Source organism: Mycobacterium sp. NGS49 (genome assembly GCF_059812565.1).
The window spans coordinates 58,469-85,237 of the sequence record NZ_JCALCX010000020.1 but is presented as its reverse complement, the minus strand read 5'-3'; the positions used below and the strand labels follow the sequence as shown (position 1 = coordinate 85,237).

The following is a 26,769-nucleotide window of genomic DNA, read 5'->3' as shown; positions in this document are numbered from 1 at the left end:
CTGCCTCACAATCCGAGAATGGTCGACGCGATGATGTTGCGCTGAACTTCGTTGCTACCGCCGTAGATCGAGGTCTTGCGGTAGTTCAGGTAATGCGGCGCACTGGACTGCGCCCATTCCGGAGAGGCGATGCCGTCGCCGCCGACGGGCAGGGCGTCGGGACCGGCCACCTCGACCAGCAGCTCGGTGGCGGTCTGCTGGAGTTGGCTGCCGCGCAGCTTCAGCACCGACGACGCCGGATTGGGTTTGCCGCCCACCGAACTCGACACCACCCGGGCCTGCGTGAGTTCCAGTGCCAGCACCTCGTTCTCGGCCTCGGCCAGCCGCGCCGCGAACAGCGGATCGTCGAGCAACCCGGTCTCGGCGGCGCGGCGCTTCACCTCGGCGAGCCGCACCTTGGTGCGCCCCACCTGGGCGATGCCGGTGCGTTCGTTGCCCAGCAGGAACTTTGCGTAGGTCCAGCCCTGATTCTCTTCTCCGACAAGCTGATTGGCCGGTACCCGGACATCAGAGAAGAACACCTCGTTGACTTCGACGCCGCCGTCGATCAATTTGATCGGCCGCAGCGTGATGCCCGGGGTGTCCATGGACATCAGCAGGAACGAGATGCCGGCCTGCCGTTTGGGCGCCTGCGGATCGGTGCGAACCAGGCAGAAGATCCAGTCGGCGTACTGGCCGAGCGTCGTCCATGTCTTCTGCCCGTTGACGACGTAGCTGTCGCCGTCGCGGACGGCGGTGGTGCGCAGCGAGGCCAGGTCCGATCCGGCTTCGGGCTCGGAGAAGCCCTGGCACCACCAGATATCCAGGTTGGCCGTCGGTGGCAGGAACCGTTCTTTGATCTCCTGAGACCCGAACTCCGCGATCACCGGTCCCACCATCTTGGTGTTGAAGTTCAGTGGCTCGGGGACGCTGGCCAACTGCATCTCATCGCTCCAGAGCTGGAACTGGGTGGCCGTCCAGTCTTTTCCGCCCCATTCGGCCGGCCAGTTCGGCACCGCCAGGCCGTGCTCGTGCAGCAGCTTGTGGTTGGCGACGATCTCCTCGCGCGTCAGCGAACCACCCTCGCGGACCCGGTCGCGGATCTCCGCCGGAATCTCGGTGGTGAAGAAGGTTCGCAACTCGTCGCGGAATGCGGCCTCGTCGGGGGTGAGCGCTAGCTTCATCGGCAGCCTCCTGTAGTCCGGGGTGACCGCCGGCTACAGGGCTTTCGGCAGTCCTGCAGTGCACGTTAGGCGCTGGGCGGCGGCTTGGGTAAACCGGGTCGACAACCGGGTGGTGCACAGTAACCGGCAGCGGCTCCTCAACGCCGGCGGCGCCGCCACCAGAGGACGGCGACGAGGGTGACCCCGGCGGCGGTAGCGGCCGGCACCAGCGTCGGTTGTGCAGCGCGGGCGGTTTCTTTCGCCCGCTCTGCAACGTTCATCTTGGCCGAGAGGGCTTCGACGGTGTGACCCAATTCCTGCCGGGTCTGCTCGATGTCGTGCTGAATGTCGCGCATGTCCGCGTCCGGCCCCGGTTCGGGCGGTTGCGCACCCGACGGGCTCGGGGTGGGGTCAGCTTCGGCCATGGCGGGCGTCCTTCACTTCCTGGATGTCCTTCTTCACGCTGGCGACCGTCTGGGGAGCAGCGGGTGTTACCTCTTTGGTCTGCTGCCGGCTGATCAGGGCCGCCACTGCGGCCAGGGTGAACAGCGCGGCACCCACGATCAACGCGGCCGCCCAGGTCGGCAGAGCCAGCGCCAGCCCCGCGATGGCGGCGGTGATCGCGCTCGCCAGACCGAAGAATGCCAACAGTCCGGCCGCGCCGATCAGCCCCGCACCGGCACCGGCGTGCTTGGCCGATCGCACCAGTTCCTGCTGCGCCAACCGCATCTCGTCACGCACCAGCCGTGAGGTTTGCGCGGATAGTTGGGAGACCAGCTCGCCGATCGAAGCGTCGGCGTTGGGCGTTGCGTTCGGGCTCATCGGTTCCACCTTTCTGATGTCAGTTACGCGCCGGAACCGAGATCACCCGGCTGGCCGCGGCTTTGACCGAGTCGGGCAGCAGCCGGTTGCCGATCCCCATCGCCTTGGTCAGCAGCGACTCCGCGACGACTTTGCGGTCACCGTTCATCAACGCTTCGATGCCCTGCCGGGCAACCTGAGCGGGGTCGTCCTTCATGCTCATCCGTCCGACAAGGGTGTCTGCCATTCCCGCGCGTCGGAAGAAATTGGTGTCGGTCACACCCGGCATCAATGCGGTGACGGTGACGCCGGTGTCGCGCAGTTCGTCGTGCAGTGCCTCGGAAAACGACTGGATGAACGACTTCGACGCGTTGTAGACCGCCTGGTAGGAGCCGGGCATCGTCGCGGCGATGGACGAGGTCAACAGCACTTTGCCGCTGTTGCGTCGCACCATCTCGGGCAGGATCAGTTTGGCCAGGTGCACGGTGGACCGCACGTTCAAGTCGACGAGCGCCAAGACGTCTTCCAGCGTGCTGTCCAGAAACGACCCGCCGAGGCCGACGCCGGCGTTCAATGCCGCCGCGTCCAGCGGTCGGCCGTCCGCCTCGATCTGCCGATGGAGCTCGTCCACCCCGGTGCGCAGGTCCAGCCGGATCGCTTTGACGTCGACGCCCGGGCGCCCTAGTTGCCCTGCGGTGTCCTGGATGCCGGCTTCGTCGGCGACGATCACCAGGTCGTAACCGTGCTCGGTGAACCGCTTGGCCAGCTCCAGGCCGATGCCACTCGATGCGCCGGTGATCAATGCCAAACCCATGGCGTCGTGGCTACCCGCGGGATGGGTGGCCAAACCTGTTTGGTGAGCGGCTCTTCCACAACTCGGGACTGATCCACAGGCTCCCCGGCCGGCCCGGCGGTGCAAGCCGGTTGTGGCGGCAGCACGACATACCGTCGCCACATGCGAACCGAACTACCCGCGCAGCGACTGCACCGACGGCTGGGCACCGACGCAGATCCCCAATGCGATTCAGACGACGGCGATTCAGACGAAGACGGCCGGGACGACCCGAATTCGTTGCTGCCGCGGTGGCTTCCCGACGGTTCCGCGCAGCAACCCTGGCCGGCCCGGTTGCGTGCCGACCCCGGCCGTGCCGGGACCATTGCACTGGCGGCCATTGCCGCACTCGCGGTGCTGATCACGATCTTCACCGTGGTCCGCGATCGCCCGGCACCCGTCACCACCGCCAAACTGCCACCGGTGGAACGGGTTTCGTCCGCCGGCCCGAAGCCCTCGACCGCCACCGCACCCGACCGGCCGGTGGTGGTCAGCGTCGTGGGCCTGGTGCACAAGCCGGGACTGGTCACCCTGGCACCGGGCGCTCGAATCGCCGATGCGCTGCAGGCGGCCGGCGGACCGATCGACGGAGCCGACACCATCGGACTCAACATGGCGCGCCCGCTCGGTGACGGCGAGCAGATCGTCGTCGGGCTGGCGCCGCCCTCCGGCAAACCGGCAGTGCTGGGTAGCTCCGTCGGGACCGGCGGCCCCGCCGCACCGCCGCCCTCCAACGGGCCCAGCACGTCGGGAAAGCCGAAGGCCGGTCCCAGGGAGGCGATCGACTTGAACACCGCCACCGCCGAGCAGCTGGACGAACTGCCCGGCGTGGGTCCGGTAACGGCCGCGGCGATCGTGGCATGGCGCCAGGCCCACGGCAGGTTCACCAGCGTGGACCAGCTCGCCGAGGTGGACGGCATAGGAGCGGCGCGGTTGGACAAGCTGCGCCTGCTGGTCCGTGTCTGAGCGGGATGCACCGTCCTGTGCCCGCGGTCGGCCCGGCGGCGCGCCTGGATGTGCGGCTGGTCCCCGCCGCGCTGACCGCGTGGCTGGTGACAGCGGCCGGAACGGCGTGGCCGATCGGTGGCGCCCTGGCCGGATGCTGCGCGGTGGTGGCCGTAACCGCGGGCGCGCTGTGGCGCCGGGCGTGGTCCGGGCCGGACGCGCGGCTGGCTGCGATCGGCGCCGGCTTGGTGGCGGTCGGCGTCGTCGGCACCGGATACGGATTGGCGATCGGGGTGCGCGCGGACGCGGTCGCTCGCCACCCCATTGCCGCGGCCTTCGGCACCGCCGCACCGGTGACCGTCGTTCCCAGCGAGAGCGCACGGCCGATCGGCCGTGGCCGGTTGCTGATCCGGGCCTCCCTGCGGCGACTACGTGACGACGAAAGCTCGGGCCGCGTAATGGTTTTCGCGCGCGCCGCGGATTTCGGCGAGGGGACCGACGGGCTGATGGTAGGCCGGCCGATGCGGTTCACTGCGCGCATCACCCGGCCGGTCCGCCGGGACCTGACGGTGGCGGTGCTCACCGTGGTGGGCCAGCCGCAGCTGGGCCGTGCCGAGCCGGTGTACCGGGCAGCGGACACCGTCCGCACCCGGTTCACCGCGGCGGTGCACCAGGTGCTGCCCACCGAGCAGGCCGCGATGCTGCCCGCCCTGGTGCTCGGCGACACCTCGCTGGTGGCCGCGGGCACCAGTGCCGAGTTTCGGGCAGCCGGAATGACGCACCTGACGGCAGTGTCGGGCGCCAACGTCACGATCGTGTGCGGGGCGATGCTGTTGTCGGCGCGGCTGGCCGGGCCGCGGGCGGCCGTACTGCTGGCCACGCTGGCGCTGATCGTCTTCGTGTTCATCGTGCAGCCGACGGCCAGCGTGTTGCGGGCGGCCGTGATGGGCGCCATCGCGCTGCTGGCAATGCTGACTTCGCGTACCCGCCAAGCGATTCCGGCGCTGTCGGCGACCGTTCTGCTGCTGCTGGCCGTGGCTCCGCAGCTGGCAGTTGACATGGGCTTCGCGCTGTCGGTCACCGCAACCGGTGCACTGGTGATCGTTGCCCCGGACTGGTCCCGTCGGCTGGTCCGGCGGGGCTGGCCGAAGCCGCTTGCCGACGCCGTCGCCGTCGCCGGGGCCGCCCAGGCGGTGACCGCGCCGCTGGTCGCCGCGATCTCCGGCCGCTTCAGCCCGGTGGCCGTCCTCGCCAACCTCGCGGCGGCTCCCGTGATCGCGCCGATCACCGTGCTGGGTACCGCGGCGGCGGCACTGGCGCTCTGGTGGCCGGCCGGTGCGCAGCTGCTGATCCGGTTCACCGGGCCCGAGGTGTGGTGGGTGCTGAAAGTGGCGCACTGGGCGGCCGGCGTGCCGGGGGCGAGCGTGCCGGTGCCGACCGGCATTGCCGGTCTGGTGGTGGTCGGTGGTGTCACTGCGCTGGTGGTCGCGCTCTCGCGGTGGCGGGGGTTTCACGTGGCACTGGCCTGGGTGACCGCTGCCGCCGTCGCCTGCGCCGTGGCCTGGTCGGTGTCAGGAGCCGTCGGACCCACGTGACACCATCTTGGGGTGAGCGAGGTTTCGTCGTTGCACCTGGTCCTGGGCGAAGAAGAACTGCTGATCGAGCGGGCCGTCGCGCAGATCCTGCGCTCCGCCCGGCAGCGGGCCGGGGCCGGCCCGATCGCGGACTCGTCCATCGGCGACGTCCCGGTCAACCGGATGCGGGCAGGCGATGTCAGCACCTACGAGCTCGCCGAGTTGTTGAGCCCGTCGTTGTTCGCCGAGGAGCGGATCGTGGTGCTCGAAGCCGCCGGCGAGGCGGGCAAGGACGCGGCCGCACTGGTCGCGTCGGCCGCCGCCGACCTTCCGGCGGGCACCGTGCTGGTGGTGGTGCACTCCGGCGGAGGTCGGGCCAAGGCGCTGGCCGGCGAGTTGCGGTCGTTGGGTGCCCAGGTGCATCCGTGTGCTCGCATCACCAAGGCCGGCGAGCGCATCGACTTCGTCCGGGGCGAGTTCCGTGCGCTGAAGGTCAGGGTCGACGACGAGACGGTGACGGCCCTGTTGGAAGCCGTGGGCTCTGACACCCGCGAGCTCGCGTCGGCCTGTTCGCAGCTGGTCGCCGATACCGGCGGAGCCGTCGACGCCGCCGCGGTACGGCGCTACCACAGCGGCAAGGCCGAGGTGAAGGGCTTCGACATCGCCGACAAGGCCGTGGCCGGCGACATCGCCGGGGCTGCGGAGGCATTGCGGTGGGCGATGATGCGCGGCGAGCCGCGGGTGGTGCTGGCTGATGCATTAGCCGAGGCGATCCACACGATCGGCGTGGTCATGCCGCTCTCCGGGGACCCTTACCGGCTGGCCGGGCAGCTGAAGATGCCGCCTTGGCGGGTGCAGAAGGCCCAGAAACAGGCCCGGCGCTGGTCACGTGACCGGCTGGCCGTCGCGTCGCGCGTGGTGGCGACGTTGAATGCGAACGTGAAAGGGGCTGTCGTGGACGCCGATTATGCGCTGGAGTCCGCGGTGCGACGGGTGGCCGAGCTGGCCGCGAGTTGACGGCCCCGGAGTTAGCCGGAGCCGACTCAGCCGAGCTTGTTGAGGGAGCGCGCCAGCGCAGACTTCTTGTTGGCGGCCTGGTTCTTGTGGATCACGCCCTTGCTCGCCGCCTTGTCCAGCTTGCGGCTGGTCACCACCAGCAGCTCGGCGGCCTTCTCCTTCTCACCTGCGTGAGTGGCCTCGCGAAACGCGCGAATGGCCGTGCGCAGCGAAGACTTCACCGACTTGTTGCGCAGCCGCGCACGCTCGTTAGTACGGTTGCGCTTCTGCTGCGACTTGATGTTGGCCACGCGTCAGTTCCTTATTCCGTTTCGATTTGGCTTTGCTCGGGGTACCTGCACCCCGATAGCGACTGCTCAGGTTATCAGTCGGTTACGTTTTCGCCCAAAAGCGGAACGCTCGGTCTGCCGGGATGGGGGAATTGAGGCAGCATGTCACAGGTGAGTGTTCCGAACCAGATCGAGGCAACCCCGCGGCGGTCGCGCGTCCGTTCCGAGCGCATCTTCGAGGGCTACAACACCTCCGACGCCTACCTCAAGGCCTTCGACGAGATGTTCGACGCTCAGGGCAACGTGCGCGGCCCGTACAAGGGCATCTACGCCGAGCTTGCCCCCACCGACGCCTCCGAACTCAAGGCCAGGGCTGACGCGCTGGGCCGTGCCTTCATCGACCAGGGCATCACCTTCTCCCTGTCCGGCCAGGAACGACCTTTCCCGCTGGATCTGGTCCCGCGGGTGATTTCGGCCGCCGAGTGGACCCGGCTGGAGCGCGGCATCACCCAGCGCGTCAAAGCGCTCGAGATGTACCTCGACGACATCTACGGCGACCAGGAGATCCTGCGGGACGGGGTGATCCCGCGCCGGCTGATCACGTCCTGTGAGCATTTCCACCGCGAGGCCGTGGGAATCGTGCCGCCCAACGGGGTGCGAATCCACGTGGCCGGCATCGACCTGATCCGCGACGACAAGGGCGACTTCCGGGTCCTCGAGGACAATCTGCGCTCGCCCTCGGGTGTGTCCTACGTCATGGAAAACCGCCGCACGATGGCGCGCGTGTTCCCCAACCTGTTCGCCACCCACCGGGTGCGCACGGTCGACGACTACTCCTCGCACCTGTTGCGGGCACTTCGCAACTCGGCGGCCACCAACGAGGCCGACCCCACCGTCGTGGTGCTGACGCCGGGCGTCTACAACTCGGCCTACTTCGAGCATTCGCTGCTGGCTCGCCAGATGGGTGTCGAACTGGTCGAGGGTCGCGACCTGTTCTGCCGTGACAACCAGGTGTACATGCGCACCACCGAGGGAGAGCGCCAGGTCGACGTCATCTACCGGCGTATCGACGACGCGTTCCTGGACCCGCTGCAGTTCCGCGCCGACTCGGTGCTCGGGGTGGCCGGGCTGGTCAACGCCGCCCGCGCCGGCAACGTGGTCATTTCCAGTTCGATCGGCAACGGTGTCGGCGACGACAAGCTGGTCTACACCTACGTGCCCACCATCATCGAGTACTACCTGGGCGAGAAACCGCTGCTGGCCAACGTGGACACCTACCGCTGCTGGCTGGAGGACGAACGCGAAGAGGTGTTGGACCGAATCCGTGAGCTGGTCATCAAGCCGGTCGAGGGCTCCGGCGGTTACGGCATCGTGTTCGGGCCCGAAGCCACCGAGAAGGAACTCGCCGCCATCAGCAAGAAGATCCGCGACGACCCGCGAGCCTGGATCGCCCAGCCCATGATGGAACTCTCCACCGTGCCCACCCGGGTCGAAGGCAACTTGGCGCCGCGGTACGTCGACTTGCGGCCGTTCGCCGTCAACGACGGCAACGAAGTGTGGGTGCTACCGGGCGGACTGACCCGCACGGCGCTGGTCGAAGGATCGCGGGTGGTCAATTCCAGCCAGGGCGGCGGGTCGAAAGACACCTGGGTGCTGGCACCGCGTACCTCGGTGGCCGCCCGCGAGCTGGGGCGCGGGCAGGTGGTGCGTTCGCTTCCGCGCCCGATGCCCGAACAGCACCCGGAGGATGGGCGGCCGGCGCAGACCCAGCATCAGCAGCAGCCGCGTCAGCCGGTCGACGGTCAACCTAAGCAGGGACAACAGCAGCAGCAGCAACAGCAGAAGGCGATCGACTGATGCTTGCCCGCAATGCCGAGGCGCTGTACTGGATCGGCCGTTACGTGGAGCGTGCCGACGACACGGCGCGCATTCTGGATGTCGCGGTGCACCAACTGCTCGAGGATTCCAGCGTCGACCCCGATCAGGCGTCCCGACTGCTGCTCAAGGTGCTCGGCATCGAACCGCCCGACCACCGCCTCGACGTCTGGTCGTTGACCGACCTGGTGGCGTTCAGCCCCAACACCGAAGGCGGCTGCTCCATCGTCGATGCCATTTCGGCCGCCCGGGAGAACGCGCGGTCGGCCCGGGAGGTCACCTCCAGCGAGATCTGGGAGTGCATCAACACCACCTACCATGCATTACCGGAGCGCGAGCGCGCAGCCAAACGCCTTGGGCCACACGAGTTTCTGTCATTCATCGAGGGCCGCGCGGCGATGTTCGCCGGGTTGGCCGACTCCACCCTCTCCCGCGACGACGGTTATCGGTTCATGGTGCTGGGCCGCGCGATCGAGCGGGTGGACATGACGGTACGGCTGTTGCTGTCGCGGGTGGGGGACAGCGCGTCGTCACCGGCCTGGGTGACACTGCTCCGATCGGCCGGTGCGCACGACACCTATCTGCGTACCTACCGCGGTGCACTCGACGCCGGCCGGGTGGTCGAGTTCATGCTGTTGGACCGGCTGTTTCCGCGCTCGGTCTTCTATTCGCTGAGGCTGGCCGAACACAATCTCGAGGAGTTGCTGCACAACCCGCAGAGCCGGATCGGGGCGACCACCGAAGCTCAGCGGCTGCTCGGTCAGGCGCGCAGCGAGCTGGAGTTCGTCCAGCCCGGGGTGTTGCTCGAGACGCTGGAGAACCGCCTGGCGAGCCTGCAGCGCACCTGCCGAGACGTCGGAGATGCGTTGGCGCTGCAGTACTTTCATGCCGCACCGTGGGTGGCCTGGACGGATGCCCGGCAGCGTGACGTGTTGGCCGACACGCTGGACAGTCGAGGAGAATCCTGATGTGGCGGATGCGGGTGGTGCACACCACCGGGTATGCGTACCGGTCGCCGGTGACGGCGTCCTACAACGAGGCGCGGCTGACCCCGCGCTCGAACACACGTCAGAACGTCGTATTGAACCGGGTGGAGACCATCCCGGCCACCCGGTCCTACCGCTACATCGACTACTGGGGGACGGCGGTCACGGCGTTCGACCTGCATGCGCCGCACACCGAATTGACGGTGACGTCCTCGTCGGTGGTGGAGACTGAGCGTCCGGAGCCGCCGACGGCGAAAACCACGTGGGAAGAGCTGCAATCGAAACCCATCATCGACCGCTTCGACGAGGTGCTGCGCCCCACCGACTACACGCCGAACAGCAGACGTGTTGCGGCCGTAGGCAAACGGATCACCAAGAACCACGATCCGGGCGGGGCCGTCGTTGCGGCCGCCCGGTGGGCGCGCAGTGAACTCGACTATCTGCCCGGCACCACCGGCGTACATTCCTCCGGTCTGGATGCGCTGGAAAAGGGCAAGGGCGTGTGCCAGGACTTCGCGCATCTGACGCTGATCTTGTTGCGCAGCATGGGGATTCCTGGGCGCTACGTGTCCGGGTATCTGCACCCGAAACATGACGCCGAGATCGGCAAGACCGTTGCCGGCCGCAGCCACGCCTGGATCCAGGCGTGGGTCGGGGGGTGGCTGAACTACGACCCGACCAACGACACCGAAATCACCGAGCAGTACATCAGCGTGGGTGTCGGCCGGGATTATGCCGACGTGTCGCCGTTGAAGGGTATCTACTCGGGGCTGGGGGCGACCGACCTCGACGTGGAAGTCGAAATCACTCGCCTCGCGTAGTCCTCGGTCAGGCCGGCGGGCCCAGCAGGTCTCGCGCGGGCGCGTTGAGGGCGGAAGAGCCGGTTTGGAGCGCGGACGCGGCGGCCTGCTCGGCATTGGCGTAGGAGGCACCCCCGGCGGTCAGCGCCCGGACGAACTGGTCGTGGAACGATGACATCTGGGCGCTGATGTCCCGGTAGCCCTGGGCGTGCGCATTCCAGAAGTTCGCGACGGCCGACGAGACCTGGTCGGCGGCAGAAGCAGGCACTCCTGCGGTCTGCTGCGCCGCGGCTGTATTGGACTCGGCGATGGTCGATCCGATGCCCGCGAGGTTGTTCGCCGCAGCGGCCATTGCCTCCGGCCCTGCGACAAACCATGACATCGGGAAACCTCAAGTCAGTGAGCTACGGTCACGAGGCCAAAAGCTTACGCCTCGCTCATCATTATTACCCCTTCCGGGCCCCCGCGGGCGCACGAGTTGGTAATTCGGGCAGGACGCCGCGCCGGAGGCGGTCATCTGGGCCGGTGGGCCGATCAGCCGGGCAGTTCCTTGAGGGGCGACGCGGCAGCCGCCTCCGTATTCGCGTATGCGGCGCCGCTACCCGAGAGGATCTGCGCGAACTGGTGGTGAAACGCCGACATCTGGGCGCTGATGTTCTGGTAACCCTGTGCATGCGACCCCCAGAACGCCGCAACGGCCGCCGAGACCTGGTCGGCCGCGGCCGCCGGCATGCCGGCCGTCTGAGCAGCTCCTTTGTCGTTTGCCTCACTGATCGCATCGCCGACGCCGGTCAGGTTGGTGGCGGCAGCGGCCACCACCTCCGGCCCCACCGCGAACCAGGACATGCGGCACCTTTCCATCGATCGGCAGGAGCGGATCGTACCGCGATGGCAGTGTGGATTCGGTCGTTTTGACCTGCATTGATCTCTGCTGGCGTGTGTCCAGCGAGTTGACGAACGCGGAATCTCAGTCGCGTGCCGAGACCTCCACCCGGTGCAGATCGTCGCCGACCTCGATGCGTCCGCCGAACTCAGCGGCTGCCAATGCTCGCCACTGTTCCTCCTGACCCGGCACGATGGCGGGCACATAGTGCGTCATGATCAGAGTGCCGACTCCCGCACGAGCGGCGGTCGCGGCTGCCTCCTGTACCGACGAGTGATAGTCGCAGACGTCCTTGACCCGCTGCTGGGGGACGTGGCTCAAGATGTCTTTGCGGATGACGGTGTGCACCAGCGCGTCGGCGCCGGAGGCCAATTCGTCCAGGCCGGCGCAGGGCACCGTGTCGCCTGCCAGCACCACCGAGGCGCCGTCGAATCCGATCCGGAACCCGATCGTCGGCGCTACCGGCCGGTGATCGGTGGGGGCCACCCGAATCGTCACGCCGTCGCGGTCCCACACCGGCCCCTCGGTGTGCTCATGAACCTCGATCGGCGGTGGGGCATTCAGATCCGCGTGGTGGGCGATGCGGTAGCCGATGTCATGGCCGAACGCCTTGAGCGTCGCTTCCACCACCTCCGAGGTTCCGGGCGGCCCGATGATCTGCAGCGGCGGGGGATCGGGCAGGAAGTTGGTCACCCAGCTCGTGATGAGAACATCCCCGAGTTCGGCGATGTGGTCGCTGTGCAGGTGGGTGAGCAGCAGCGCGGACAGGCCGGCGGCGCCCACGCCCACGGCGGCGGCGCGCTGTAACACTCCCCGGCCGCAATCGACCAGGAATACCTGGCCACCCGCGCGCACCAGGGTGGCGGGTCCGGCGCGGTTTGGATCTGGGATGGGGCTTCCGGTTCCGAGCAGAGTGACCTCGATCATGTCGCCCATCCTCGCAAGGCGGGCGAGCTGACGTGACGATTTGGCCGCGACTGAGCCCGTGTTGCGGCGTTTGCTTTCCCGCCGCGCCGGTTAGCCGTAGCCTGTGTGAATCGGATCACAACCGACGGGAGGCTTTGATGCGGATCGCGGACGTCCTGCGGAACAAGGGTGCGGCGGTGACGACGATCAACCCCGACGCGACGGTCCGGGAACTGCTCGCCGGCCTGGCCGAACAGAACATCGGCGCCATGGTGGTGATGGGCGACGAAGGTGTGGTGGGCATCGTCTCGGAACGTGACGTTGTGCGGCAACTGCACATCCACGGCGCCAGCGTGTTGTCGCGCCCGGTCTCCAAGATCATGACCAACGCCGTGGCCACCTGCACCAAGGCCGACACGGTGGACAGCATCAGCATGCTGATGACCGAGAACCGGGTACGTCACGTGCCGGTGCTCGACGGTAGGAAGCTGATCGGCATCGTGAGCATCGGCGACGTGGTCAAGACGCGCATGGGGGAGCTCGAGGCCGAGCAGCAGCAGTTGCAGTCCTACATCACGCAGGGCTGACCGGGCAGCCCTCGCCGAACGTGAGCTGACGGCGGAAAAGTTGCCGGAACGCCGCCGTGGTTACACGCTCGACGAAAGGCGCGTCGGCCCGGCGTTGGCTCAGCGCCAGGCGTACTCGGCGCGCAGTCGCGTGGCCACTACCTCGAAAGTTTCGCGGTCCAGGATTGCGCCCTCGCGACGGATACCTTCCTCGGGCACGTCAAGCACCCGGTCCAGCCGCACCCAGCTCGTCTTGCCCTCGTAATCCCAGTCACCCGAACCGATCGCCACCCAGTCCCGGTCGTCGGCGCGACGTTCCTGGCTGGACAGCATCAGTCCGAGCAGCACGCTGCGCTCCCGGCCCACCACCAGCACCGGCCGGTCTTTGCCGCGTGTCGGATCGTCCTCGTAGACGACCCAGGTCCACACGATCTCGCCCGGATCGGCCCGACCGTCGAGGTCGGGCGCGTACGTCACTTTGCGGGCCCGCTGCGCAGTCGGGAAGCTCGTCTTGGTCACCGGCCGGCCGGCGGTGATCTCGGCGGGCGCAGCCGGCAGACCCATCGCGACGATGTTCGCGGTGATCTTCACCGCCTGCTGGATGGTCTTCAGCGTCTCCTGCGTGTTCTGCAGACGCTGAACTACCTTCGGAGCCTCGCTGACCAAGTTCTCCGCGAACCGCTGAAACGTCTTCCACTGTGACTTGCCGGACGACTTCTTACCCGGTGCCATGTTCGCAGCATAACCGTGTGATTGTGTCCCGACTGTTCTGCACGGATACGCTGGGCATACTCGCTGACCGCTCAACCAGGAGATTTCCCATCGCCAGTTTCGCCGACAAGACCTTCACCCCGCCGGCGCGGATTCGGAACTTCTGCATCATCGCTCACATCGACCACGGCAAGTCGACGCTGGCCGACCGGATGCTGCAACTGACCGGGGTGGTCGACGAGCGCTCGATGCGGGCTCAGTACCTGGACCGGATGGACATCGAGCGGGAGCGCGGCATCACCATCAAGGCGCAGAACGTGCGGTTGCCCTGGGTGGTGGACGGCAACGAGTACGTCCTGCACCTCATCGACACCCCCGGCCACGTCGACTTCACCTACGAGGTGTCGCGTGCCCTGGAGGCTTGCGAGGGTGCGGTCCTGCTGGTCGATGCCGCACAGGGCATCGAAGCGCAGACGCTGGCCAACCTCTACCTGGCGCTGGATCGCGACCTGCACATCATCCCGGTGCTCAACAAGATCGACCTGCCCGCCGCCGACCCGGATCGCTATGCAGGTGAGATCGCCCACATCATCGGCTGCGAACCGAGCGATGTGCTGCGAGTCTCCGGCAAGACGGGCGAGGGCGTCGCCGACCTCCTCGACCACGTGGTGCGCGAGGTGCCGCCTCCGCAGGGCGACGCGGACGCGCCCACCCGCGCGATGATCTTCGACTCGGTATACGACATCTACCGCGGTGTGGTCACCTATGTCCGCGTGGTCGACGGAAGGATCACCCCGCGCGAGCGCATCGCGATGATGTCCACCGGCGCCACCCACGAACTTCTCGAGGTCGGCATCGTCTCGCCCGAACCGAAGCCCTCGGCCGGCCTCGGGGTGGGGGAGGTGGGCTACCTGATTACCGGGGTCAAGGACGTCCGCCAGTCCAAAGTGGGCGACACCGTGACCAGCCTCTCCCGGGCCCGCGGGGCTGCCAAGGAAGCGCTGACCGGCTACCGCGAACCCAAGCCAATGGTCTACTCCGGTCTGTATCCCGTTGACGGCTCGGACTACCCGAACCTGCGCGACGCCCTGGACAAGCTGCAACTCAACGACGCCGCCCTGACCTACGAGCCGGAAACCTCGGTGGCGCTGGGCTTTGGCTTCCGGTGCGGCTTCCTGGGCCTGCTGCACATGGAGATCACCCGCGAACGTCTCGAGCGCGAATTCGACCTCGACCTGATCTCGACGTCGCCGAATGTCGTGTACCGCGTCGAAAAAGAGGACAACACCGAGATCGTGGTGACCAACCCGTCGGACTGGCCGGAGGGCAAGGTCCGCACCGTCTACGAACCCGTGGTGAAGACCACCATCATCGCTCCCAGCGAATTCATCGGCACGATCATGGAGCTGTGCCAGTCGCGCCGGGGTGAGCTCGGCGGCATGGACTACCTGTCCCCCGAGCGGGTGGAACTGCGCTACACAATGCCGTTGGGGGAGATCATCTTCGACTTCTTCGACTCGCTCAAGTCACGTACCCGCGGTTATGCCAGCCTCGACTACGAGGAGGCCGGCGAACAGGAGGCCCAGCTGGTCAAGGTGGACATCCTGTTGCAGGGCGAGGCGGTCGACGCGTTCAGCGCTATCGTCCACAAAGACGGGGCTTCGGCGTACGGATCGAAGATGACCACCAAGCTCAAAGAGCTGATTCCGCGCCAGCAGTTCGAAGTGCCGGTACAGGCCGCTATCGGATCGAAAATCATTGCGCGCGAGAACATCCGGGCGATCCGCAAGGATGTGCTGTCCAAGTGCTACGGCGGTGATATCACCCGCAAGCGCAAGCTGCTGGAAAAGCAGAAGGAAGGCAAGAAGCGGATGAAGACCATCGGGCGGGTCGACGTGCCGCAGGAGGCGTTTGTGGCTGCCTTATCCACCGAAGCTCCGGGGGACAAGGGCAAGAAATAGCAATGGTTTTCGCCGGCCTTGCGCGCGTCTTCACGGTGTTGGGCGTGGGCATGCTGGGAACCGGTTGCGTCAGCACGGTCGATGGCACGGCAGCGCGCACATCGCCACGGGCCGGTACGACGACGATGCCACTCGAGCAGCTGCTGCCCAGCGACGAGGAGCTCCGCGCCACGATGGGAAACGAGCTGGACCAGAATCTGCCACCGCTGGCGGGCGAAATCGACATGCTGCCCGACGGATACCGCAGCAACCAGGAAGCGTCGCCCATCGACTGTATCGGGCCGACTTACCCGGGACTGCGGGTCGTCTACGAGAAGGGCCCGGTCCGCGAGGTGGCCGTGCAGAACTACTGGAACTACGATCTCGATGTGATGGTGTCGGACGCGTCGGCAGCGGTGGTACGGCTGTCGTCGGCTGCCGGGGCGCAACGCCTGTTCACCTCCTTCGTCGCGCAGTGGCAGCAGTGCGCGGGCACCACGGTCACCATGCGCACCCTGGACTCCAGTAAGAGCCAGTGGTTTTCGAAGGTAACGCACGTTGAATTCCACGCAGGTGTGCTCTGGGCCACCCTGGAGACGTGGGACACGAACCAGACTCGGCCAGCCCTGGTCGAACGGGCGGTAGGTCTGGAGTCCGACGTCATTGCCGACGTCGGCGTCGACGTCTATCCGAACGTGCAAACCGGGAGTAGGGCAACCGATCTCGTCAAGGCGATGTTGCGCAAGCTGTCCGGCACGAACTGACGGACGGCAAGACTTCCGATGAAATCCCGCTGGTGTGTTGTCATCGCGGTGGTCGCCATCATGGTCGCGGGTTGCACGCGCGCCGTCGGCGGCACGGCCCGCCCCGCGCCGGGACTGAAGCCCAATCCACTGATCGGGGAAGTCATCAAGGCGGTGCTGCTCGACGGCGCGGCTCTGAGCAGCATGCTCAATCAGCCTTTCAAGAGCGACGCGAGCCTGCCGGCACGCTTCGGCGGTCGGGAGAAACTGCAATCGGGTTTCGGCGAGATCTCGCCCGTCGACTGTGCCGGCGTCACGACGATGACGGTCAGAAGTGCGTACGACCCCGCGGATGTGCGGCACGTCGCTCGCGAGACATGGTGGGCCGCGGGCAGTTCCGGAAAGGTGATCGACGTGGCCGAGGCGGTGGTGGCATTGCCCACCGCCGCCGACGCTGCGGAGCTGTTCGCCGAATTCACCGAACAGTGGAACAACTGTAAGGGCACCACCGTGCAGATCTCGGGCGGGGCGCTCAGCTACACCGACGAAGTCGCCGACGTGCGGGTGAACAATTCCGTGCTCGCGTCGACGGTGTACGTGCAGGCGACCGGCGCCTCAGGCGGGCGCCGGCCCGAAGCGCGGGCCATCGGAGTCAGGGTGAATTGCCTTGTCGAGGTGGAGGTCTCGTTCTTCAGCGTGCCGCGCCCGGCGGACTCCGGCACGGCGGACATCAACACCACCGCCATCGACATCGCGCGCGCGATGATGGACAAGGTGAGTGCGCGCAGCTGACCTCACACCGGCGCGTTGGCGGGCTGGAACGCCCCCGAGCCGTCGGCTTCCTCCTCGGCCCTGATCACGTGCACCACCGCGTTGATCAGCGCCAGGTGGGTGAACGCCTGAGGGAAGTTGCCCAGGTGCCGGCCGGTGCGCGGCTCGATCTCCTCGGCGTAGAGATGCAGCGGGCTGGCATAGGACAACAGCTTCTCGCACAGCCGCTTGGCGCGAGCCACCTCGCCGATCTCCACCAACGCAGACACCAGCCAGAACGAGCAGATGGTGAACGTGCCCTCTTCGCCGGACAGCCCATCGTCGGTCTCCTCGACGCGGTACCGCAGCACCAGGCCCTCCTCGGTGAGTTCGTCGGCGATGGCCAGCACCGTCGCGCGCACCCGCGGGTCGTCCGGCGGCAGGAACCGGGTCAGCACCACCAGCAGCAGCGAGGCGTCGAGAGCGTCGCTGCCGTAGCGCTGGGTGAATACACCGCGGGCGTCCACGCCGTGCTCGAGAATGTCGGCCTTGATCTCGTCGGCGATCTCGTGCCACTGCTGGGCGTAGCTCAGTTCGCCCTGCTTCTCGGCCAGCTTGGCCCCACGGTCCAGCGCCACCCAGCACATCACCTTCGACGACGTGAAGTGCTGCGGCTCGCCACGCACCTCCCAGATCCCGCGGTCGGGCTCCCGCCAGTGCTTCATCGCCTCCTCGACCTGCTTTTTCAGCACCGGCCACAGTGTCTCGGGGACCTGTTCGCGCGATCTGGCGTGCAGGTAGAACGAGTCGAGCACCGAACCCCAGATGTCGTGTTGCACCTGGTCGTAGGCGCCGTTGCCGATCCGGACCGGGCGCGCGTGGTCGTAGCCGGAGAGGTGATTGAGTTCTTCTTCGACCAGGCTGCGTTCGCCACCGACCCCGTACATCACCTGCAGAGGGTGGCGTTCGTTGCTGTTGGCGCCCGACACGTCGGCGATGAACGCGAAGAAGTCGTCGGCCTCGCGATCCAGGCCCAGGGTGTAGAGGCCCCACAAGGCGAACGTCGAGTCGCGGATCCAGGAGTAGCGGTAGTCCCAGTTGCGTTCCCCTTGTGGCGTTTCGGGCAGCGAGGTGGTGCTGGCCGCCAGCAGCGCGCCGGTCGGCGAGTACGTCAACCCCTTCAGGGTCAGCGCGCTGCGCTGCAGGTAGGCCCGCCACGGGTGGTCCGGGAAGTTGCCGATGTTGATCCACTGCCGCCAGCATTCGGTGGTCTGCCACATCTTGTCGGCCGCCTCTTGATAGGTCTGCGGCGGCGGATGCTTGGTCCAGCTCAACGCGACGAACACGTCGTCGCCCTCTTTCATCCGGGTACGGGCGCGCGCCTCGCGACCCTCCAGCCCAATGCGCAGATTGGTGGTGAGCCGCAGTGTCGGATGTGCGTCGGGTTGCTTGGTGGCCCGGGCGATGGCTTCGCCGTACGCGTTGGACGAATACTCCCAGGTGGCGCCGAGGCGGTGGTAGTCGAAGGCAGGTTCGCAGCTCATCATCAGTTCGACGGTGCCGCTGACGCAGCGCACTGTCCGAAGCAGAATATGTTCGGCGTCCCAGTCCATCGGGGTGCGGCGGTGCGTCCGGGAACGCCGTTCGATGTCGTGCCACGGTCCCATCACCAGCGCGTCGCGCACGATGAGCCAGCCGGTATGGGTCTGCCAGGTGGTCTCCATGATCAGACTGCCCGGCAGGTAGCGCCGCGCCGATGGCACCGCGACGCCGTACGGGCCCAGCCGGAAGTGGCCGGCACTGCGGTCCAGGATGGCGCCGAACACGCTGGGGGAGTCCGGCCGGGGCACGCACAGCCACTCCACCGAACCGGCCGGCGAGATCAGACAGGTCGTCTCCCAGTCGGACAAGAAGGCATAGTCGGCGATCGGCGGAAAAGGGTTGCGCGACGACGAACTGGGCAGGTAGGCGGCGGCCGAGTCGACTTCAACGGGCATTGAGGGGTCGAACGCTTGAAGTTCAGTTGACTTGGAGACCGTGGGGGACTCCTCGACCAGAGCGACCACGTCGTCGTTAGCTGAATCAGCGGTATCGGCGTGCAGAACCATCACGACATCATCGACCGTCGACCCGCTTCGCGTCCACCACTGCAACCGAGGTGTTACGTGGACGCGAGCCGCCGCGAGCCAGGACTAGGGTTGTCACGGTGAACGGGTTCCTGAGTTGGTGGGACGGCGTTGAGTTGTGGCTCTCCGGGCTGCCGTTCGTGCTCCAGACGCTGGCGGTGATGCCGGTGGTACTCGCACTGGCGTACCTGCTGGCGACGTTGCTGGATGCGCTGCTCGGGAAGGGAATCCAACTGCTGCGTCGCGTCCGCCGCTCCGATGAGACCGCGGGATAACCATGCCGCGTTCGCACGTCACACTCGTCCTGGTGGCGCTCCTGGCCCTGGTCATCGTCACCTGGCTGGTCACCCGCTGATCTCGCCCGCCGAATTGCCGGCTGGGAGAACTCTGTTAGGCTTCGCGACATGCACGCCGCAGCCACCGTCTTGCAGCGCCGGGCTGCGGCGCTCTGCTGCGCTCGCGTCGCCGTGGCCAGTCGTGCCGCGGTCGACGCCCGCTGTTGTCGCTGACTCCAAACCCGTGCGCGGTCTGGTATGGAGTTCGTGATCTCCGTCATTCCTGACTAAACGCCTTTCCGCAGCCACGGGACCCCGCTACCTATGTCCCGTACCGAAAGGTCATCAATGTCGCAGAGCTTCTTCGACACCAGCCGGAGCTGGCGGTTTGCGGCGCTGGTGCTGATCACCGGTCTCGTTGCCGCCTGCAGCGGCGGTCCCAGCGATGTCGTGGGCGGTGGCGGACTGGCCGATGCCAAGTCGAGCATCACGCTGGTGGCCTACTCGGTCGCCGAACCGGGCTGGAGCAAAGTGATCCCGGCGTTCAACGCCTCAACAGAAGGCAAGGGCATTCAGGTCATCACCTCCTTCGGCGCGTCCGGGGACCAGTCCCGCGGCGTAGCCGAGGGTAAGCCGGCGGATCTGGTGAATTTCTCGGTCGAACCGGACATCACCCGGCTGGTCAAGGGCGGCAAGGTCGCCAAGGACTGGGATACCGGCGCCACCAAGGGTATTCCGTTCGGCTCGGTGGTGACGTTGATGGTGCGCAAGGGAAATCCGAAGAACATCCGGGACTGGGATGACCTGCTGCGATCGGGCGTGGAGGTGGTGACACCCAGCCCGCTCAGTTCCGGTTCGGCGAAATGGAATTTATTGGCCCCGTATGCGGTCAAGAGTGAAGGCGGCAGGCACGGCGAGGCAGGCATCGAGTTTGTCAACCGATTGGTGAGGGAACACGTCAAAATGCGTCCGGGCTCGGGACGAGAGGCGACGGACGTTTTCGTCCAGGGCAGTGGAGATGTTCTGATCAGCTATGAGAATGAGGCCATTGCCGCCGAGCGGGCGGGCAAGCCGGTCGAACACGTCACGCCGCCACAGACCTTCAAGATCGAGAACCCGATCGCTGTGCTGAGCAACAGTACTCACCTCGCGGCAGCCGTCGCATTCAAGAATTTCCAGTACACGGCGGCAGCGCAAACGCTGTGGGCGAAGGCGGGTTTCCGGCCAGTCGACCCGTCCGTCGCGGCCTCGTTCAGGGATCAGTTCCCGGTCCCGCTGAAATTGTGGACCATCGCAGACCTGGGCGGATGGGGGACCGTCGATCCGCAACTGTTCGACAAGAACTCGGGCAGCATCACCAAGATCTACACGCAGGCCACCGGATGACCGTGACGACAACTCCCAATCCCGAGGCGATCCGGCCCGAGCTCGAGCCCGACACGCAGCTTCCCGCCGGGGGACGCGCGGGCAGCACCCCACTGCGGGTCGGCGTGGCGACCATCTGGCTGTCGGTGATCGTGCTGCTGCCGCTGGCCGCCATCGTCTGGCAGGCGGTCGGCGGTGGCTGGGATGCCTTCCGGCTCGCAGTCACCTCCAATGCGGCGCTGGAGTCGTTGCGGGTGACGCTGACCATTTCCGCGGGGGTGACGCTGCTCAACACGGTGTTCGGTCTGCTCATCGCCTGGGTTCTGGTGCGCGACAACTTCTTCGGTAAGCGCATCGTCGATGCGGTAATCGACCTGCCCTTTGCTTTGCCGACCATCGTCGCCAGCCTGGTGATGCTTGCGCTGTACGGCAACCACAGCCCGGTCGGCCTGCACCTGCAGCACACGGAGTGGGGCGTCGGGGTCGCGCTGGCCTTCGTCACGCTGCCGTTCGTGGTGCGCGCCGTTCAGCCGGTGCTGTTGGAGGTAGACAAGGAATCCGAGGAAGCCGCGGCGTCACTGGGAGCCAGCGGACCGAAGATCTTCACCGCCGTCGTGCTGCCGTCGTTGTTGCCCGCCTTGTTGTCCGGTGCGGGCCTGGCCTTTTCCCGCGCCATCGGCGAGTTCGGTTCGGTGGTGCTGATCGGTGGTGCGGTTCCGGGTAAGACGGAAGTGTCGTCGCAGTGGATCCGGACGCTGATCGAGAACGACGACCGCACCGGGGCCGCCGCGATATCCATTGTGCTGCTGTCGATCTCGTTCATCGTGCTGCTGGTCCTGCGGATCATAGGTGCGCGGGCGGCCAAGCGTGAGGAGATGTCGGAATGACGTCGTCGCGCACGGTCCGTTATCTGCTCCGATACACCGCGCTGGCATACATCGCTGTGCTGCTGCTTGTTCCGGTGCTGCTGATCCTGTGGCGCACCTTCCAGCCCGGTCTGAGCCAGTTCTACGACTGGGTCAGTACCCCGGCGGCCGTGTCGGCACTGAATCTGTCCCTGTTGGTGGTCGCGATCGTAGTACCGCTGAACGTGGTGTTCGGTATCCCGACGGCACTGGTGCTCGCGCGCAACCGTTTCCGCGGCAAGGGCATTCTGCAGGCGGTCATCGATCTGCCGTTTGCGGTGTCGCCGGTGATCGTGGGCGTGGCCTTGATCGTGCTGTGGGGCAGTGCCGGCGCCCTGGGCTTCGTCGAGCGTGATCTGGGCGCCAAGATCATCTTCGGCCTTCCCGGGATCGTGCTGGCCAGTATCTTCGTCACCCTGCCGTTCGTGGTGCGCGAGGTCGAACCGGTGTTGCACGAGCTGGGAACCGATCAGGAGCAAGCCGCCGCGACACTCGGTTCGGGCTGGTGGCAGACCTTTTGGCGGATCACGCTGCCGTCCATCCGATGGGGGCTGACCTACGGCATCGTGTTGACCATCGCGCGCACCCTCGGCGAGTACGGCGCGGTCATCATGGTGTCGTCCAACCTGCCCGGGCAGTCGCAGACGCTGACGCTGTTGGTGTCAGACCGCTACAACCGTGGTTCGGAGTACGGCGCGTACGCCTTGTCGACGCTGCTGATGGGGGTGGCCGTGTTGGTGCTGATCGTTCAAGTGGTGCTCGATGCCCGTCGGGCGAAGGCAAGCAAGTAGGCCGGAACAAGGAGATTCAGAGATGACCGGGACCGACCAGGGCAAGAACGCGATCGTGGTGCGGGACGCCTTCAAGCATTACGGCGACTTCGTCGCACTAGACCATGTGGACTTCGTGGTGCCCGCGGGATCGCTGACCGCGCTGCTGGGCCCGAGTGGGTCCGGCAAGTCGACGCTGTTGCGCACCATCGCCGGTCTCGACCACCCGGACTCGGGAACCGTCACCATCAACGGCCGCGATGTCACTCGGGTGCCGCCGCAACGCCGGGGCATCGGCTTCGTCTTCCAGCACTACGCGGCGTTCAAGCACTTGACCGTGCGCAACAACGTCGCCTTCGGGCTGAAGATCCGCAAGCGGCCGAAGGCCGAGATCAACGACAAGGTCGACCATCTACTGGAGGTGGTGGGGCTCAGCGGGTTTCAGAATCGCTATCCCAACCAGCTGTCCGGTGGCCAACGCCAGCGCATGGCGCTGGCCCGGGCGCTGGCGGTCGACCCTGAGGTGCTGCTACTGGACGAGCCGTTCGGCGCTCTGGACGCCAAGGTCCGCGAGGATCTGCGGTCGTGGTTGCGGCGCCTGCACGACGAGGTGCATGTCACGACCGTGCTGGTGACCCACGACCAGGCCGAGGCGCTGGACGTGGCCGATCGGATCGCCGTACTCAACAAGGGCCGCATCGAGCAGATCGGCTCCCCGACCGATGTGTACGACGCACCCGAGAACGCCTTCGTCATGTCCTTCCTGGGCGCGGTGTCGGCACTGAACGGTGCCCTGGTCCGCCCGCACGACATCCGGGTGGGCCGCAACCCCGAGATGGCGGTTGCCGGCGGTGACGGGACTGCGGAGTCGATCGGCGTCGTTCGCGCCACGGTCGACCGGGTTGTGACATTGGGGTTCGAGGTCCGGGTGGAGCTGACCAGCGCTGCCTCCGGTGGCCCGTTCACCGCCCAGATCACCCGCGGTGACGCCGAGGCACTCGCCCTGAAAGAGGGTGATGTGGTCTACGTGCGCGCCACCCGGGTGCCACCGATCGCCAACGAGGTTCGGGAGGAGTCGACGCTCACCTCGGCGTGATCTAGGGGATGCCGGCCAGCATCCACAGCGCGACCGCCACGAACATCAGCGCGAACACGATCACAGCGATGATGCTGGTCAGCACCACAGGTGTGAGCACCCGCTGCGGGCGTGGTTGCGGGTCGGACACGCCGGAAGTCTGCGCCGAGTCGGGGGGTGTCGAGCCGGGCGGGACACCTCCGCCCGGCTCCAGGCCCGGCACTCGGGAGGGATCGGGATCGGGTGGCGTTGCCGTCATGGGTGCGCGGGTACCCGGTCACGCGCGCGTCACACCGACGTCGCCGTGCTTCGTTGAGCCTGTGTTGTGGCGGGGTGTAATCGCACGTTGTCTGCAGCCTTGCAGGCTGGGCGGCCCCTCAGGCGGCGGCGCGCTCGGCCATGGCCCGCTCGAAGCGGTCCAGCACGGTCTGCGCAACCAGTGGGTGTGCGCCCAGCGGGGCGGCCATGGCGACGCCGGCCTCGGCGGCGAAGCGCTGCACCCGGTCCGGTATGCGTCCCGGTGCCAGGAACCACGGCGCGATGACCACCCGGCGGGCTCCCGCCGTGCGCAACCGTTGCACCTGCTCGGCCATCGAAGGATCCCGGTGGGTGGCGAACGCCGTCGCGACTGCGGCCCAACGGGTTCCGGCCGCCAGCCGGGGCGCCACCTGCGCGGTGCGGGCATTGGCCGCCGGGTTGGACGACCCGATAGCCACCACCAGCACACCAACGGTGTCGTCGAGCAGGGAAACCCCAGACTCCTGCACGCGCTCGCGGGTCACCGAGATCAGGCGGTCGTCCTCACCTAGGACGCCGGCTTGCCGCACCCGGTCACCGGCATCGCTGTGCCCGATCTGGCCCGGGATGTCGACGCGGGCGTGGTAGGCATCGGCCAGCAGCAGGGGAGTGACCACGGCCACGCCGGGGCATTCGTTCAGCACGTCGACCAGGCCCGGCGCATTGTGTTCACAGAAGGCCACCCGCACATCCAGGCCCGGCCGCAGCCGCGCCACCTGACCCGCTACGGCCCGCGCGTTGGCCGCCGAGCGAGGGTCCGCGCTGCCGTGCGCGGTCAGCACCAGGTGGGCGATCACGAGGCGTGCAAACCGCATTCGGTCTTGGCCAAGCCCTGCCAGCGACCGCTGCGCGGGTCGGCGCCCTCCACCGGCTTGGCGGTGCACGGAGCGCATCCGATTGACGGATAGCCTTCGTAGACAAGGGGATTCACCAACACGTCGTGCTCGTCGATGTAGTCCTGCATGTCCTGGTCCGACCACGCCGCCAGTGGATTGATTTTCACCAGCTTGAACGCCTCGTCGAAGCTCACCAGCGGGGCGTTGGCACGGGTCGGTGCCTCCACCCGGCGGATGCCCGTCACCCACGCCGAGTAACCACGCAAGGCCTTGCCGAGCGGGACCACTTTGCGCAATCGGCAGCATTCGCCGGGATCGCTGGCGAACAGGTCCTTGCCCAGCAACTTGTCCTGCTCGGCGACCGTATGCTCCGGGCTGACGTTGACAACGCGGATGTCGTACACGGATTCGACCGCATCACGGGTGCCGATCGTCTCCACGAAGTGATAACCGGTGTCCAGGAACAGCACCGGCACGCCGGGTCGCACCTTGGCCGCCATATCCACCAGCACGGCGTCCTGCATGTTGGAGGCCACCACGTAGTTGCACGTCGCCCAGCCGCGGGGCCCGTTCACGCCACCGAAGTTCTCTTCGGTCCACCGCAGCAGCTCGATGGCGTCGGCACCGTCGAGTTCGGCCGCGCCGCGCGCCGCCAACCGCCGCAACTCCTCTTCGGTCGGTTTGGTCGCCTCACTCATCGCAGGTCGTCCTCCTCGGCCCGGACGGCCCACTGCGCGAAGCGCTCGCCCTCGGTGCGGTGCTTGAGGAAGTTGCGGGTCACCCTTTCGATGTAGTCACCCAGCTCCTCGCTGGTGACCTTGTGCTGACGCAGTTTCCGTCCGAACCCACTGTCCAGACCGAGGCCGCCACCCAGATGCACCTGGAATCCCTCGACCGATCCACCTTCGCCGTCGTCGACCATCTGGCCCTTGAACCCGATGTCGGCGATTTGAATACGGGCACACGAGTTGGGGCAGCCATTGATGTTGACGGTGATCGGCACATCCAGACGGGAGTTGGTGTCTTGCAGCCGGCTCTCCAGCTCCGGCACCAAAGACTGTGCGCGCACCCGGGTTTCGGCGAACGACAACTTGCAGTACTCGATTCCGCTGCATGCCATCAGGTTCCGGCGCCACTGCGACGGCTGCACTTGCAGGCCAAGGTTTTCCAGCCCCGCAACCGTCTGCTCGACCTTCTCGTCGGGGACGTCGAGGATGACCAGCTTCTGATAGGGGGTGAAACGGATCCGGTCGGAGCCGGCCTGCCCGGCAAGCTCGGCGACCGCGGTGAGGATGGTGCCGGACACCCGCCCGGCGATCGGCGCGGCCCCGATGGCATTGAGTCCGTTCTTCGTGCGCTGCACGCCGACGTGGTCGATCGGATGCGCGATCGGGTCGGGCGCCGGGCCGTCGATCAACGGGCGCTTGAGGTATTCGGTCTCGAGAATTTCCCGAAACTTTTCTACACCCCAATCCTTGACCAGGAACTTCAGCCGCGCCTTGGCCCGCAGCCGCCGGTAGCCGTAGTCCCGAAAGATCGAGGTCACGGCCTCCCAGACCTCGGGCACTTCCTGCAGCGGAACCCAGACACCGAGCCGCTGGGCCAGCATCGGGTTGGTGGACAGCCCACCGCCGACCCACAGGTCCAGGCCCGGTCCGTGCTCGGGGTGGTTGACGCCGATGAACGCGATGTCGTTGATCTCGTGCGCGACGTCCTGCAGCCCCGAGATCGCGGTCTTGTACTTGCGGGGCAGGTCGGCGTATTCGGGTTTGCCGATGTAGCGCTTGACGATCTCGTCGATGGCCCAGGTCGGGTCGATCACCTCGTCGAGCGACTCGCCGGCCAGCGGCGAGCCCAGCACCACGCGGGGGCAGTCACCGCAGGCCTCCGTCGTGTGCAGCCCCACCTCATCCAGCCGTCGCCAGATCTCCGGGACGTCCTCCACCCGGATCCAGTGGTACTGGACGTTCTCCCGGTCCGAGATGTCGGCGGTGTCGCGCGCGAACTCGGTCGAAATCTCGCCCAGCGTGCGCAAGGCGGCCGTCGAGATCGCCCCGCCGTCGCACCGCACCCGCATCATGAAGTACTTGGCCTCGAGCAGATCCGCGTTGTCGTCACCGGTGAACGAGCCGTCGTAGCCCTGCTCGCGTTGGGTGTAGAGACCCCACCACCGGAAGCGCCCACGCAGGTCGCTCTTGTCGATGCTGTCGAATCCGCCCTTGGCGTAGACGTTCTCGATGCGTTCCCGCACCTCGAGCGGCGCGCCGGCCTTCTTCATCTCCTCGTTGGGGTTCAGCGGCTCGCGATTGCCCAGCGCCCACTGGCCCTCATTGCGGGGTGCCTTTGCGGGGCGTGCTGTGGTCATGGGGCAGTTCTCCTT

At 67.0% G+C, this 26,769-nt stretch carries 28 protein-coding genes and 1 pseudogene; 15 read left to right on the top strand and 14 right to left on the bottom strand.

Translation table 11 applies throughout. From position 1 onward, the window contains the following. Positions 1–5: 5 nt before the first annotated feature. The 4 genes from AC5Y7D_RS20810 to AC5Y7D_RS20795 all read right to left on the bottom strand — a co-directional run bounded on the left by AC5Y7D_RS20810 (position 6) and on the right by AC5Y7D_RS20795 (position 2,757). The gene (locus AC5Y7D_RS20810) at positions 6–1,163 is read right to left on the bottom strand and encodes an acyl-CoA dehydrogenase family protein (protein WP_499927268.1); all 1,158 of its coding nucleotides are present in this window, start codon (positions 1,161–1,163) and stop codon (positions 6–8) included. Between the two features lie 137 nt (positions 1,164–1,300). Next, positions 1,301–1,567: a DUF3618 domain-containing protein gene (locus AC5Y7D_RS20805; protein ID WP_499927266.1), complete on the bottom strand. Its 267-nt coding sequence runs from the start codon at positions 1,565–1,567 to the stop codon at positions 1,301–1,303. Further along, positions 1,554–1,964, bottom strand: coding sequence for a phage holin family protein (locus AC5Y7D_RS20800; protein WP_499927264.1), 411 nt, complete (start codon positions 1,962–1,964; stop codon positions 1,554–1,556). Before AC5Y7D_RS20800 ends, AC5Y7D_RS20805 begins: the two co-directional genes overlap by 14 nt. A gap of 19 nt (positions 1,965–1,983) precedes the next feature. Further along, positions 1,984–2,757, bottom strand: coding sequence for an SDR family NAD(P)-dependent oxidoreductase (locus tag AC5Y7D_RS20795; RefSeq protein ID WP_499927315.1), 774 nt, complete (start codon positions 2,755–2,757; stop codon positions 1,984–1,986). Between the two features lie 141 nt (positions 2,758–2,898). On the opposite strand from AC5Y7D_RS20795, the gene AC5Y7D_RS20790 reads away from it, so the two are divergent. The 3 genes from AC5Y7D_RS20790 to holA are packed head-to-tail and all read left to right on the top strand — an operon-like array spanning position 2,899 to position 6,311. Continuing rightward, complete coding sequence (locus AC5Y7D_RS20790; RefSeq protein ID WP_499927263.1) at positions 2,899–3,741, top strand: helix-hairpin-helix domain-containing protein; 843 nt, start codon at positions 2,899–2,901, stop codon at positions 3,739–3,741. A 5-nt stretch (positions 3,742–3,746) separates the two neighbouring features. Next, positions 3,747–5,315: a ComEC/Rec2 family competence protein gene (locus tag AC5Y7D_RS20785; protein WP_499927262.1), complete on the top strand. Its 1,569-nt coding sequence runs from the start codon at positions 3,747–3,749 to the stop codon at positions 5,313–5,315. Between the two features lie 30 nt (positions 5,316–5,345). After that, positions 5,346–6,311: a DNA polymerase III subunit delta gene (gene holA / locus AC5Y7D_RS20780; protein ID WP_499927314.1), complete on the top strand. Its 966-nt coding sequence runs from the start codon at positions 5,346–5,348 to the stop codon at positions 6,309–6,311. 26 nt (positions 6,312–6,337) lie between these two features. On the opposite strand, the gene rpsT is transcribed toward holA, so the two are convergent. After that, positions 6,338–6,601 carry a 30S ribosomal protein S20 gene (gene rpsT / locus AC5Y7D_RS20775; RefSeq protein ID WP_499927260.1) on the bottom strand — a complete coding sequence of 88 codons (264 nt, stop codon included), beginning with the start codon at positions 6,599–6,601 and terminating at the stop codon, positions 6,338–6,340. A gap of 141 nt (positions 6,602–6,742) precedes the next feature. Here rpsT and AC5Y7D_RS20770 point away from each other — a divergent pair, with 141 nt between their 5' ends. The 3 genes from AC5Y7D_RS20770 to AC5Y7D_RS20760 are packed head-to-tail and all read left to right on the top strand — an operon-like array spanning position 6,743 to position 10,262. Next, complete coding sequence (locus AC5Y7D_RS20770; RefSeq protein WP_499927258.1) at positions 6,743–8,437, top strand: circularly permuted type 2 ATP-grasp protein; 1,695 nt, start codon at positions 6,743–6,745, stop codon at positions 8,435–8,437. Then, positions 8,437–9,423: an alpha-E domain-containing protein gene (locus AC5Y7D_RS20765; RefSeq protein ID WP_499927257.1), complete on the top strand. Its 987-nt coding sequence runs from the start codon at positions 8,437–8,439 to the stop codon at positions 9,421–9,423. The genes AC5Y7D_RS20770 and AC5Y7D_RS20765 overlap by 1 nt, the downstream gene beginning before the upstream one ends. Continuing rightward, positions 9,423–10,262 (top strand): transglutaminase family protein, encoded by an 840-nt coding sequence (locus AC5Y7D_RS20760; protein ID WP_499927255.1) that lies wholly within the window; start codon positions 9,423–9,425, stop codon positions 10,260–10,262. Before AC5Y7D_RS20765 ends, AC5Y7D_RS20760 begins: the two co-directional genes overlap by 1 nt. A gap of 7 nt (positions 10,263–10,269) precedes the next feature. On the opposite strand, the gene AC5Y7D_RS20755 is transcribed toward AC5Y7D_RS20760, so the two are convergent. The 3 genes from AC5Y7D_RS20755 to AC5Y7D_RS20745 form a co-directional block, all read right to left on the bottom strand. Next, positions 10,270–10,623 carry a PE family protein gene (locus tag AC5Y7D_RS20755; RefSeq protein WP_499927253.1) on the bottom strand — a complete coding sequence of 118 codons (354 nt, stop codon included), beginning with the start codon at positions 10,621–10,623 and terminating at the stop codon, positions 10,270–10,272. 152 nt (positions 10,624–10,775) lie between these two features. After that, on the bottom strand, positions 10,776–11,087 hold the full coding sequence (locus tag AC5Y7D_RS20750) for a PE family protein (RefSeq protein WP_499927251.1): 312 nt from the start codon (positions 11,085–11,087) through the stop codon (positions 10,776–10,778). A gap of 121 nt (positions 11,088–11,208) precedes the next feature. After that, a complete protein-coding gene (locus AC5Y7D_RS20745; RefSeq protein ID WP_499927249.1) occupies positions 11,209–12,051 on the bottom strand; it encodes a ribonuclease Z in 843 nt (280 codons plus the stop codon). A gap of 137 nt (positions 12,052–12,188) precedes the next feature. Between AC5Y7D_RS20745 and AC5Y7D_RS20740 the strand changes: the two genes are divergently transcribed. Then, on the top strand, positions 12,189–12,617 hold the full coding sequence (locus tag AC5Y7D_RS20740; RefSeq protein ID WP_499927247.1) for a CBS domain-containing protein: 429 nt from the start codon (positions 12,189–12,191) through the stop codon (positions 12,615–12,617). 99 nt (positions 12,618–12,716) lie between these two features. Here AC5Y7D_RS20740 and AC5Y7D_RS20735 read toward each other — a convergent pair whose 3' ends face one another. Continuing rightward, a complete protein-coding gene (locus tag AC5Y7D_RS20735) occupies positions 12,717–13,328 on the bottom strand; it encodes a type II toxin-antitoxin system PemK/MazF family toxin (protein ID WP_499927245.1) in 612 nt (203 codons plus the stop codon). Here AC5Y7D_RS20735 and lepA point away from each other — a divergent pair. The 3 genes from lepA to AC5Y7D_RS20720 are packed head-to-tail and all read left to right on the top strand — an operon-like array spanning position 13,295 to position 16,782. Next, positions 13,295–15,268 (top strand): translation elongation factor 4, encoded by a 1,974-nt coding sequence (lepA, locus tag AC5Y7D_RS20730; RefSeq protein WP_499927243.1) that lies wholly within the window; start codon positions 13,295–13,297, stop codon positions 15,266–15,268. The genes AC5Y7D_RS20735 and lepA overlap by 34 nt on opposite strands. A gap of 2 nt (positions 15,269–15,270) precedes the next feature. Next, positions 15,271–16,011: a sensor domain-containing protein gene (locus tag AC5Y7D_RS20725; protein ID WP_499927241.1), complete on the top strand. Its 741-nt coding sequence runs from the start codon at positions 15,271–15,273 to the stop codon at positions 16,009–16,011. 18 nt (positions 16,012–16,029) lie between these two features. Beyond that, positions 16,030–16,782, top strand: a complete 753-nt coding sequence (locus AC5Y7D_RS20720; protein WP_499927240.1) for a sensor domain-containing protein — start codon at positions 16,030–16,032, stop codon at positions 16,780–16,782. 2 nt (positions 16,783–16,784) lie between these two features. On the opposite strand, the pseudogene AC5Y7D_RS20715 reads toward AC5Y7D_RS20720, so the two are convergent. Beyond that, positions 16,785–18,692, bottom strand: a pseudogene (locus AC5Y7D_RS20715) (glycoside hydrolase family 15 protein); the annotation flags it as partial. Between the two features lie 254 nt (positions 18,693–18,946). Between AC5Y7D_RS20715 and AC5Y7D_RS20710 the strand changes: the two are divergent. The 5 genes from AC5Y7D_RS20710 to AC5Y7D_RS20690 all read left to right on the top strand — a co-directional run bounded on the left by AC5Y7D_RS20710 (position 18,947) and on the right by AC5Y7D_RS20690 (position 23,277). Then, on the top strand, positions 18,947–19,141 hold the full coding sequence (locus tag AC5Y7D_RS20710; protein WP_499927238.1) for a hypothetical protein: 195 nt from the start codon (positions 18,947–18,949) through the stop codon (positions 19,139–19,141). A gap of 348 nt (positions 19,142–19,489) precedes the next feature. Next, positions 19,490–20,527, top strand: coding sequence for a sulfate ABC transporter substrate-binding protein (locus tag AC5Y7D_RS20705; protein WP_499927236.1), 1,038 nt, complete (start codon positions 19,490–19,492; stop codon positions 20,525–20,527). Then, positions 20,524–21,393, top strand: a complete 870-nt coding sequence (gene cysT / locus AC5Y7D_RS20700) for a sulfate ABC transporter permease subunit CysT (protein WP_499927234.1) — start codon at positions 20,524–20,526, stop codon at positions 21,391–21,393. The genes AC5Y7D_RS20705 and cysT overlap by 4 nt, the downstream gene beginning before the upstream one ends. Then, the gene (gene cysW / locus AC5Y7D_RS20695; protein WP_499927232.1) at positions 21,390–22,202 is read left to right on the top strand and encodes a sulfate ABC transporter permease subunit CysW; all 813 of its coding nucleotides are present in this window, start codon (positions 21,390–21,392) and stop codon (positions 22,200–22,202) included. The genes cysT and cysW overlap by 4 nt, the downstream gene beginning before the upstream one ends. 22 nt (positions 22,203–22,224) lie before the next feature. Beyond that, positions 22,225–23,277 (top strand): sulfate/molybdate ABC transporter ATP-binding protein, encoded by a 1,053-nt coding sequence (locus AC5Y7D_RS20690; protein WP_499927230.1) that lies wholly within the window; start codon positions 22,225–22,227, stop codon positions 23,275–23,277. A gap of 1 nt (position 23,278) precedes the next feature. On the opposite strand, the gene AC5Y7D_RS20685 is transcribed toward AC5Y7D_RS20690, so the two are convergent. From AC5Y7D_RS20685 to AC5Y7D_RS20670, 4 genes are all read right to left on the bottom strand, one after another. Further along, positions 23,279–23,515: a DUF6480 family protein gene (locus AC5Y7D_RS20685; protein ID WP_499927228.1), complete on the bottom strand. Its 237-nt coding sequence runs from the start codon at positions 23,513–23,515 to the stop codon at positions 23,279–23,281. A 118-nt stretch (positions 23,516–23,633) separates the two neighbouring features. After that, positions 23,634–24,368, bottom strand: a complete 735-nt coding sequence (locus AC5Y7D_RS20680; RefSeq protein ID WP_499927227.1) for a sirohydrochlorin chelatase — start codon at positions 24,366–24,368, stop codon at positions 23,634–23,636. Then, positions 24,347–25,087 carry a phosphoadenylyl-sulfate reductase gene (locus tag AC5Y7D_RS20675; RefSeq protein WP_499927225.1) on the bottom strand — a complete coding sequence of 247 codons (741 nt, stop codon included), beginning with the start codon at positions 25,085–25,087 and terminating at the stop codon, positions 24,347–24,349. The genes AC5Y7D_RS20680 and AC5Y7D_RS20675 overlap by 22 nt, the downstream gene beginning before the upstream one ends. Then, the gene (locus AC5Y7D_RS20670; protein WP_499927223.1) at positions 25,084–26,754 is read right to left on the bottom strand and encodes a nitrite/sulfite reductase; all 1,671 of its coding nucleotides are present in this window, start codon (positions 26,752–26,754) and stop codon (positions 25,084–25,086) included. The genes AC5Y7D_RS20675 and AC5Y7D_RS20670 overlap by 4 nt, the downstream gene beginning before the upstream one ends. Positions 26,755–26,769 lie beyond the last annotated feature (15 nt).

Bases quoted from the DNA above. Each gene is read 5' to 3' on its own strand.
- AC5Y7D_RS20810 (WP_499927268.1), bottom strand. From the start codon at position 1,163: ATGAAGCTAGCGCTCACCCCCGACGAGGCCGCATTCCGCGACGAGTTG.
- AC5Y7D_RS20805 (WP_499927266.1), bottom strand. From the start codon at position 1,567: ATGGCCGAAGCTGACCCCACCCCGAGCCCGTCGGGTGCGCAACCGCCC.
- AC5Y7D_RS20800 (WP_499927264.1), bottom strand. From the start codon at position 1,964: ATGAGCCCGAACGCAACGCCCAACGCCGACGCTTCGATCGGCGAGCTG.
- AC5Y7D_RS20795 (WP_499927315.1), bottom strand. From the start codon at position 2,757: ATGGGTTTGGCATTGATCACCGGCGCATCGAGTGGCATCGGCCTGGAG.
- AC5Y7D_RS20790 (WP_499927263.1), top strand. From the start codon at position 2,899: ATGCGAACCGAACTACCCGCGCAGCGACTGCACCGACGGCTGGGCACC.
- AC5Y7D_RS20785 (WP_499927262.1), top strand. From the start codon at position 3,747: ATGCACCGTCCTGTGCCCGCGGTCGGCCCGGCGGCGCGCCTGGATGTG.
- AC5Y7D_RS20770 (WP_499927258.1), top strand. From the start codon at position 6,743: ATGTCACAGGTGAGTGTTCCGAACCAGATCGAGGCAACCCCGCGGCGG.
- AC5Y7D_RS20765 (WP_499927257.1), top strand. From the start codon at position 8,437: ATGCTTGCCCGCAATGCCGAGGCGCTGTACTGGATCGGCCGTTACGTG.
- AC5Y7D_RS20760 (WP_499927255.1), top strand. From the start codon at position 9,423: ATGTGGCGGATGCGGGTGGTGCACACCACCGGGTATGCGTACCGGTCG.
- AC5Y7D_RS20755 (WP_499927253.1), bottom strand. From the start codon at position 10,623: ATGTCATGGTTTGTCGCAGGGCCGGAGGCAATGGCCGCTGCGGCGAAC.
- AC5Y7D_RS20750 (WP_499927251.1), bottom strand. From the start codon at position 11,087: ATGTCCTGGTTCGCGGTGGGGCCGGAGGTGGTGGCCGCTGCCGCCACC.
- AC5Y7D_RS20745 (WP_499927249.1), bottom strand. From the start codon at position 12,051: ATGATCGAGGTCACTCTGCTCGGAACCGGAAGCCCCATCCCAGATCCA.
- AC5Y7D_RS20740 (WP_499927247.1), top strand. From the start codon at position 12,189: ATGCGGATCGCGGACGTCCTGCGGAACAAGGGTGCGGCGGTGACGACG.
- AC5Y7D_RS20735 (WP_499927245.1), bottom strand. From the start codon at position 13,328: ATGGCACCGGGTAAGAAGTCGTCCGGCAAGTCACAGTGGAAGACGTTT.
- AC5Y7D_RS20725 (WP_499927241.1), top strand. From the start codon at position 15,271: ATGGTTTTCGCCGGCCTTGCGCGCGTCTTCACGGTGTTGGGCGTGGGC.
- AC5Y7D_RS20720 (WP_499927240.1), top strand. From the start codon at position 16,030: ATGAAATCCCGCTGGTGTGTTGTCATCGCGGTGGTCGCCATCATGGTC.
- AC5Y7D_RS20705 (WP_499927236.1), top strand. From the start codon at position 19,490: ATGTCGCAGAGCTTCTTCGACACCAGCCGGAGCTGGCGGTTTGCGGCG.
- cysT (WP_499927234.1), top strand. From the start codon at position 20,524: ATGACCGTGACGACAACTCCCAATCCCGAGGCGATCCGGCCCGAGCTC.
- cysW (WP_499927232.1), top strand. From the start codon at position 21,390: ATGACGTCGTCGCGCACGGTCCGTTATCTGCTCCGATACACCGCGCTG.
- AC5Y7D_RS20690 (WP_499927230.1), top strand. From the start codon at position 22,225: ATGACCGGGACCGACCAGGGCAAGAACGCGATCGTGGTGCGGGACGCC.
- AC5Y7D_RS20685 (WP_499927228.1), bottom strand. From the start codon at position 23,515: ATGACGGCAACGCCACCCGATCCCGATCCCTCCCGAGTGCCGGGCCTG.
- AC5Y7D_RS20680 (WP_499927227.1), bottom strand. From the start codon at position 24,368: ATGCGGTTTGCACGCCTCGTGATCGCCCACCTGGTGCTGACCGCGCAC.
- AC5Y7D_RS20675 (WP_499927225.1), bottom strand. From the start codon at position 25,087: ATGAGTGAGGCGACCAAACCGACCGAAGAGGAGTTGCGGCGGTTGGCG.
- AC5Y7D_RS20670 (WP_499927223.1), bottom strand. From the start codon at position 26,754: ATGACCACAGCACGCCCCGCAAAGGCACCCCGCAATGAGGGCCAGTGG.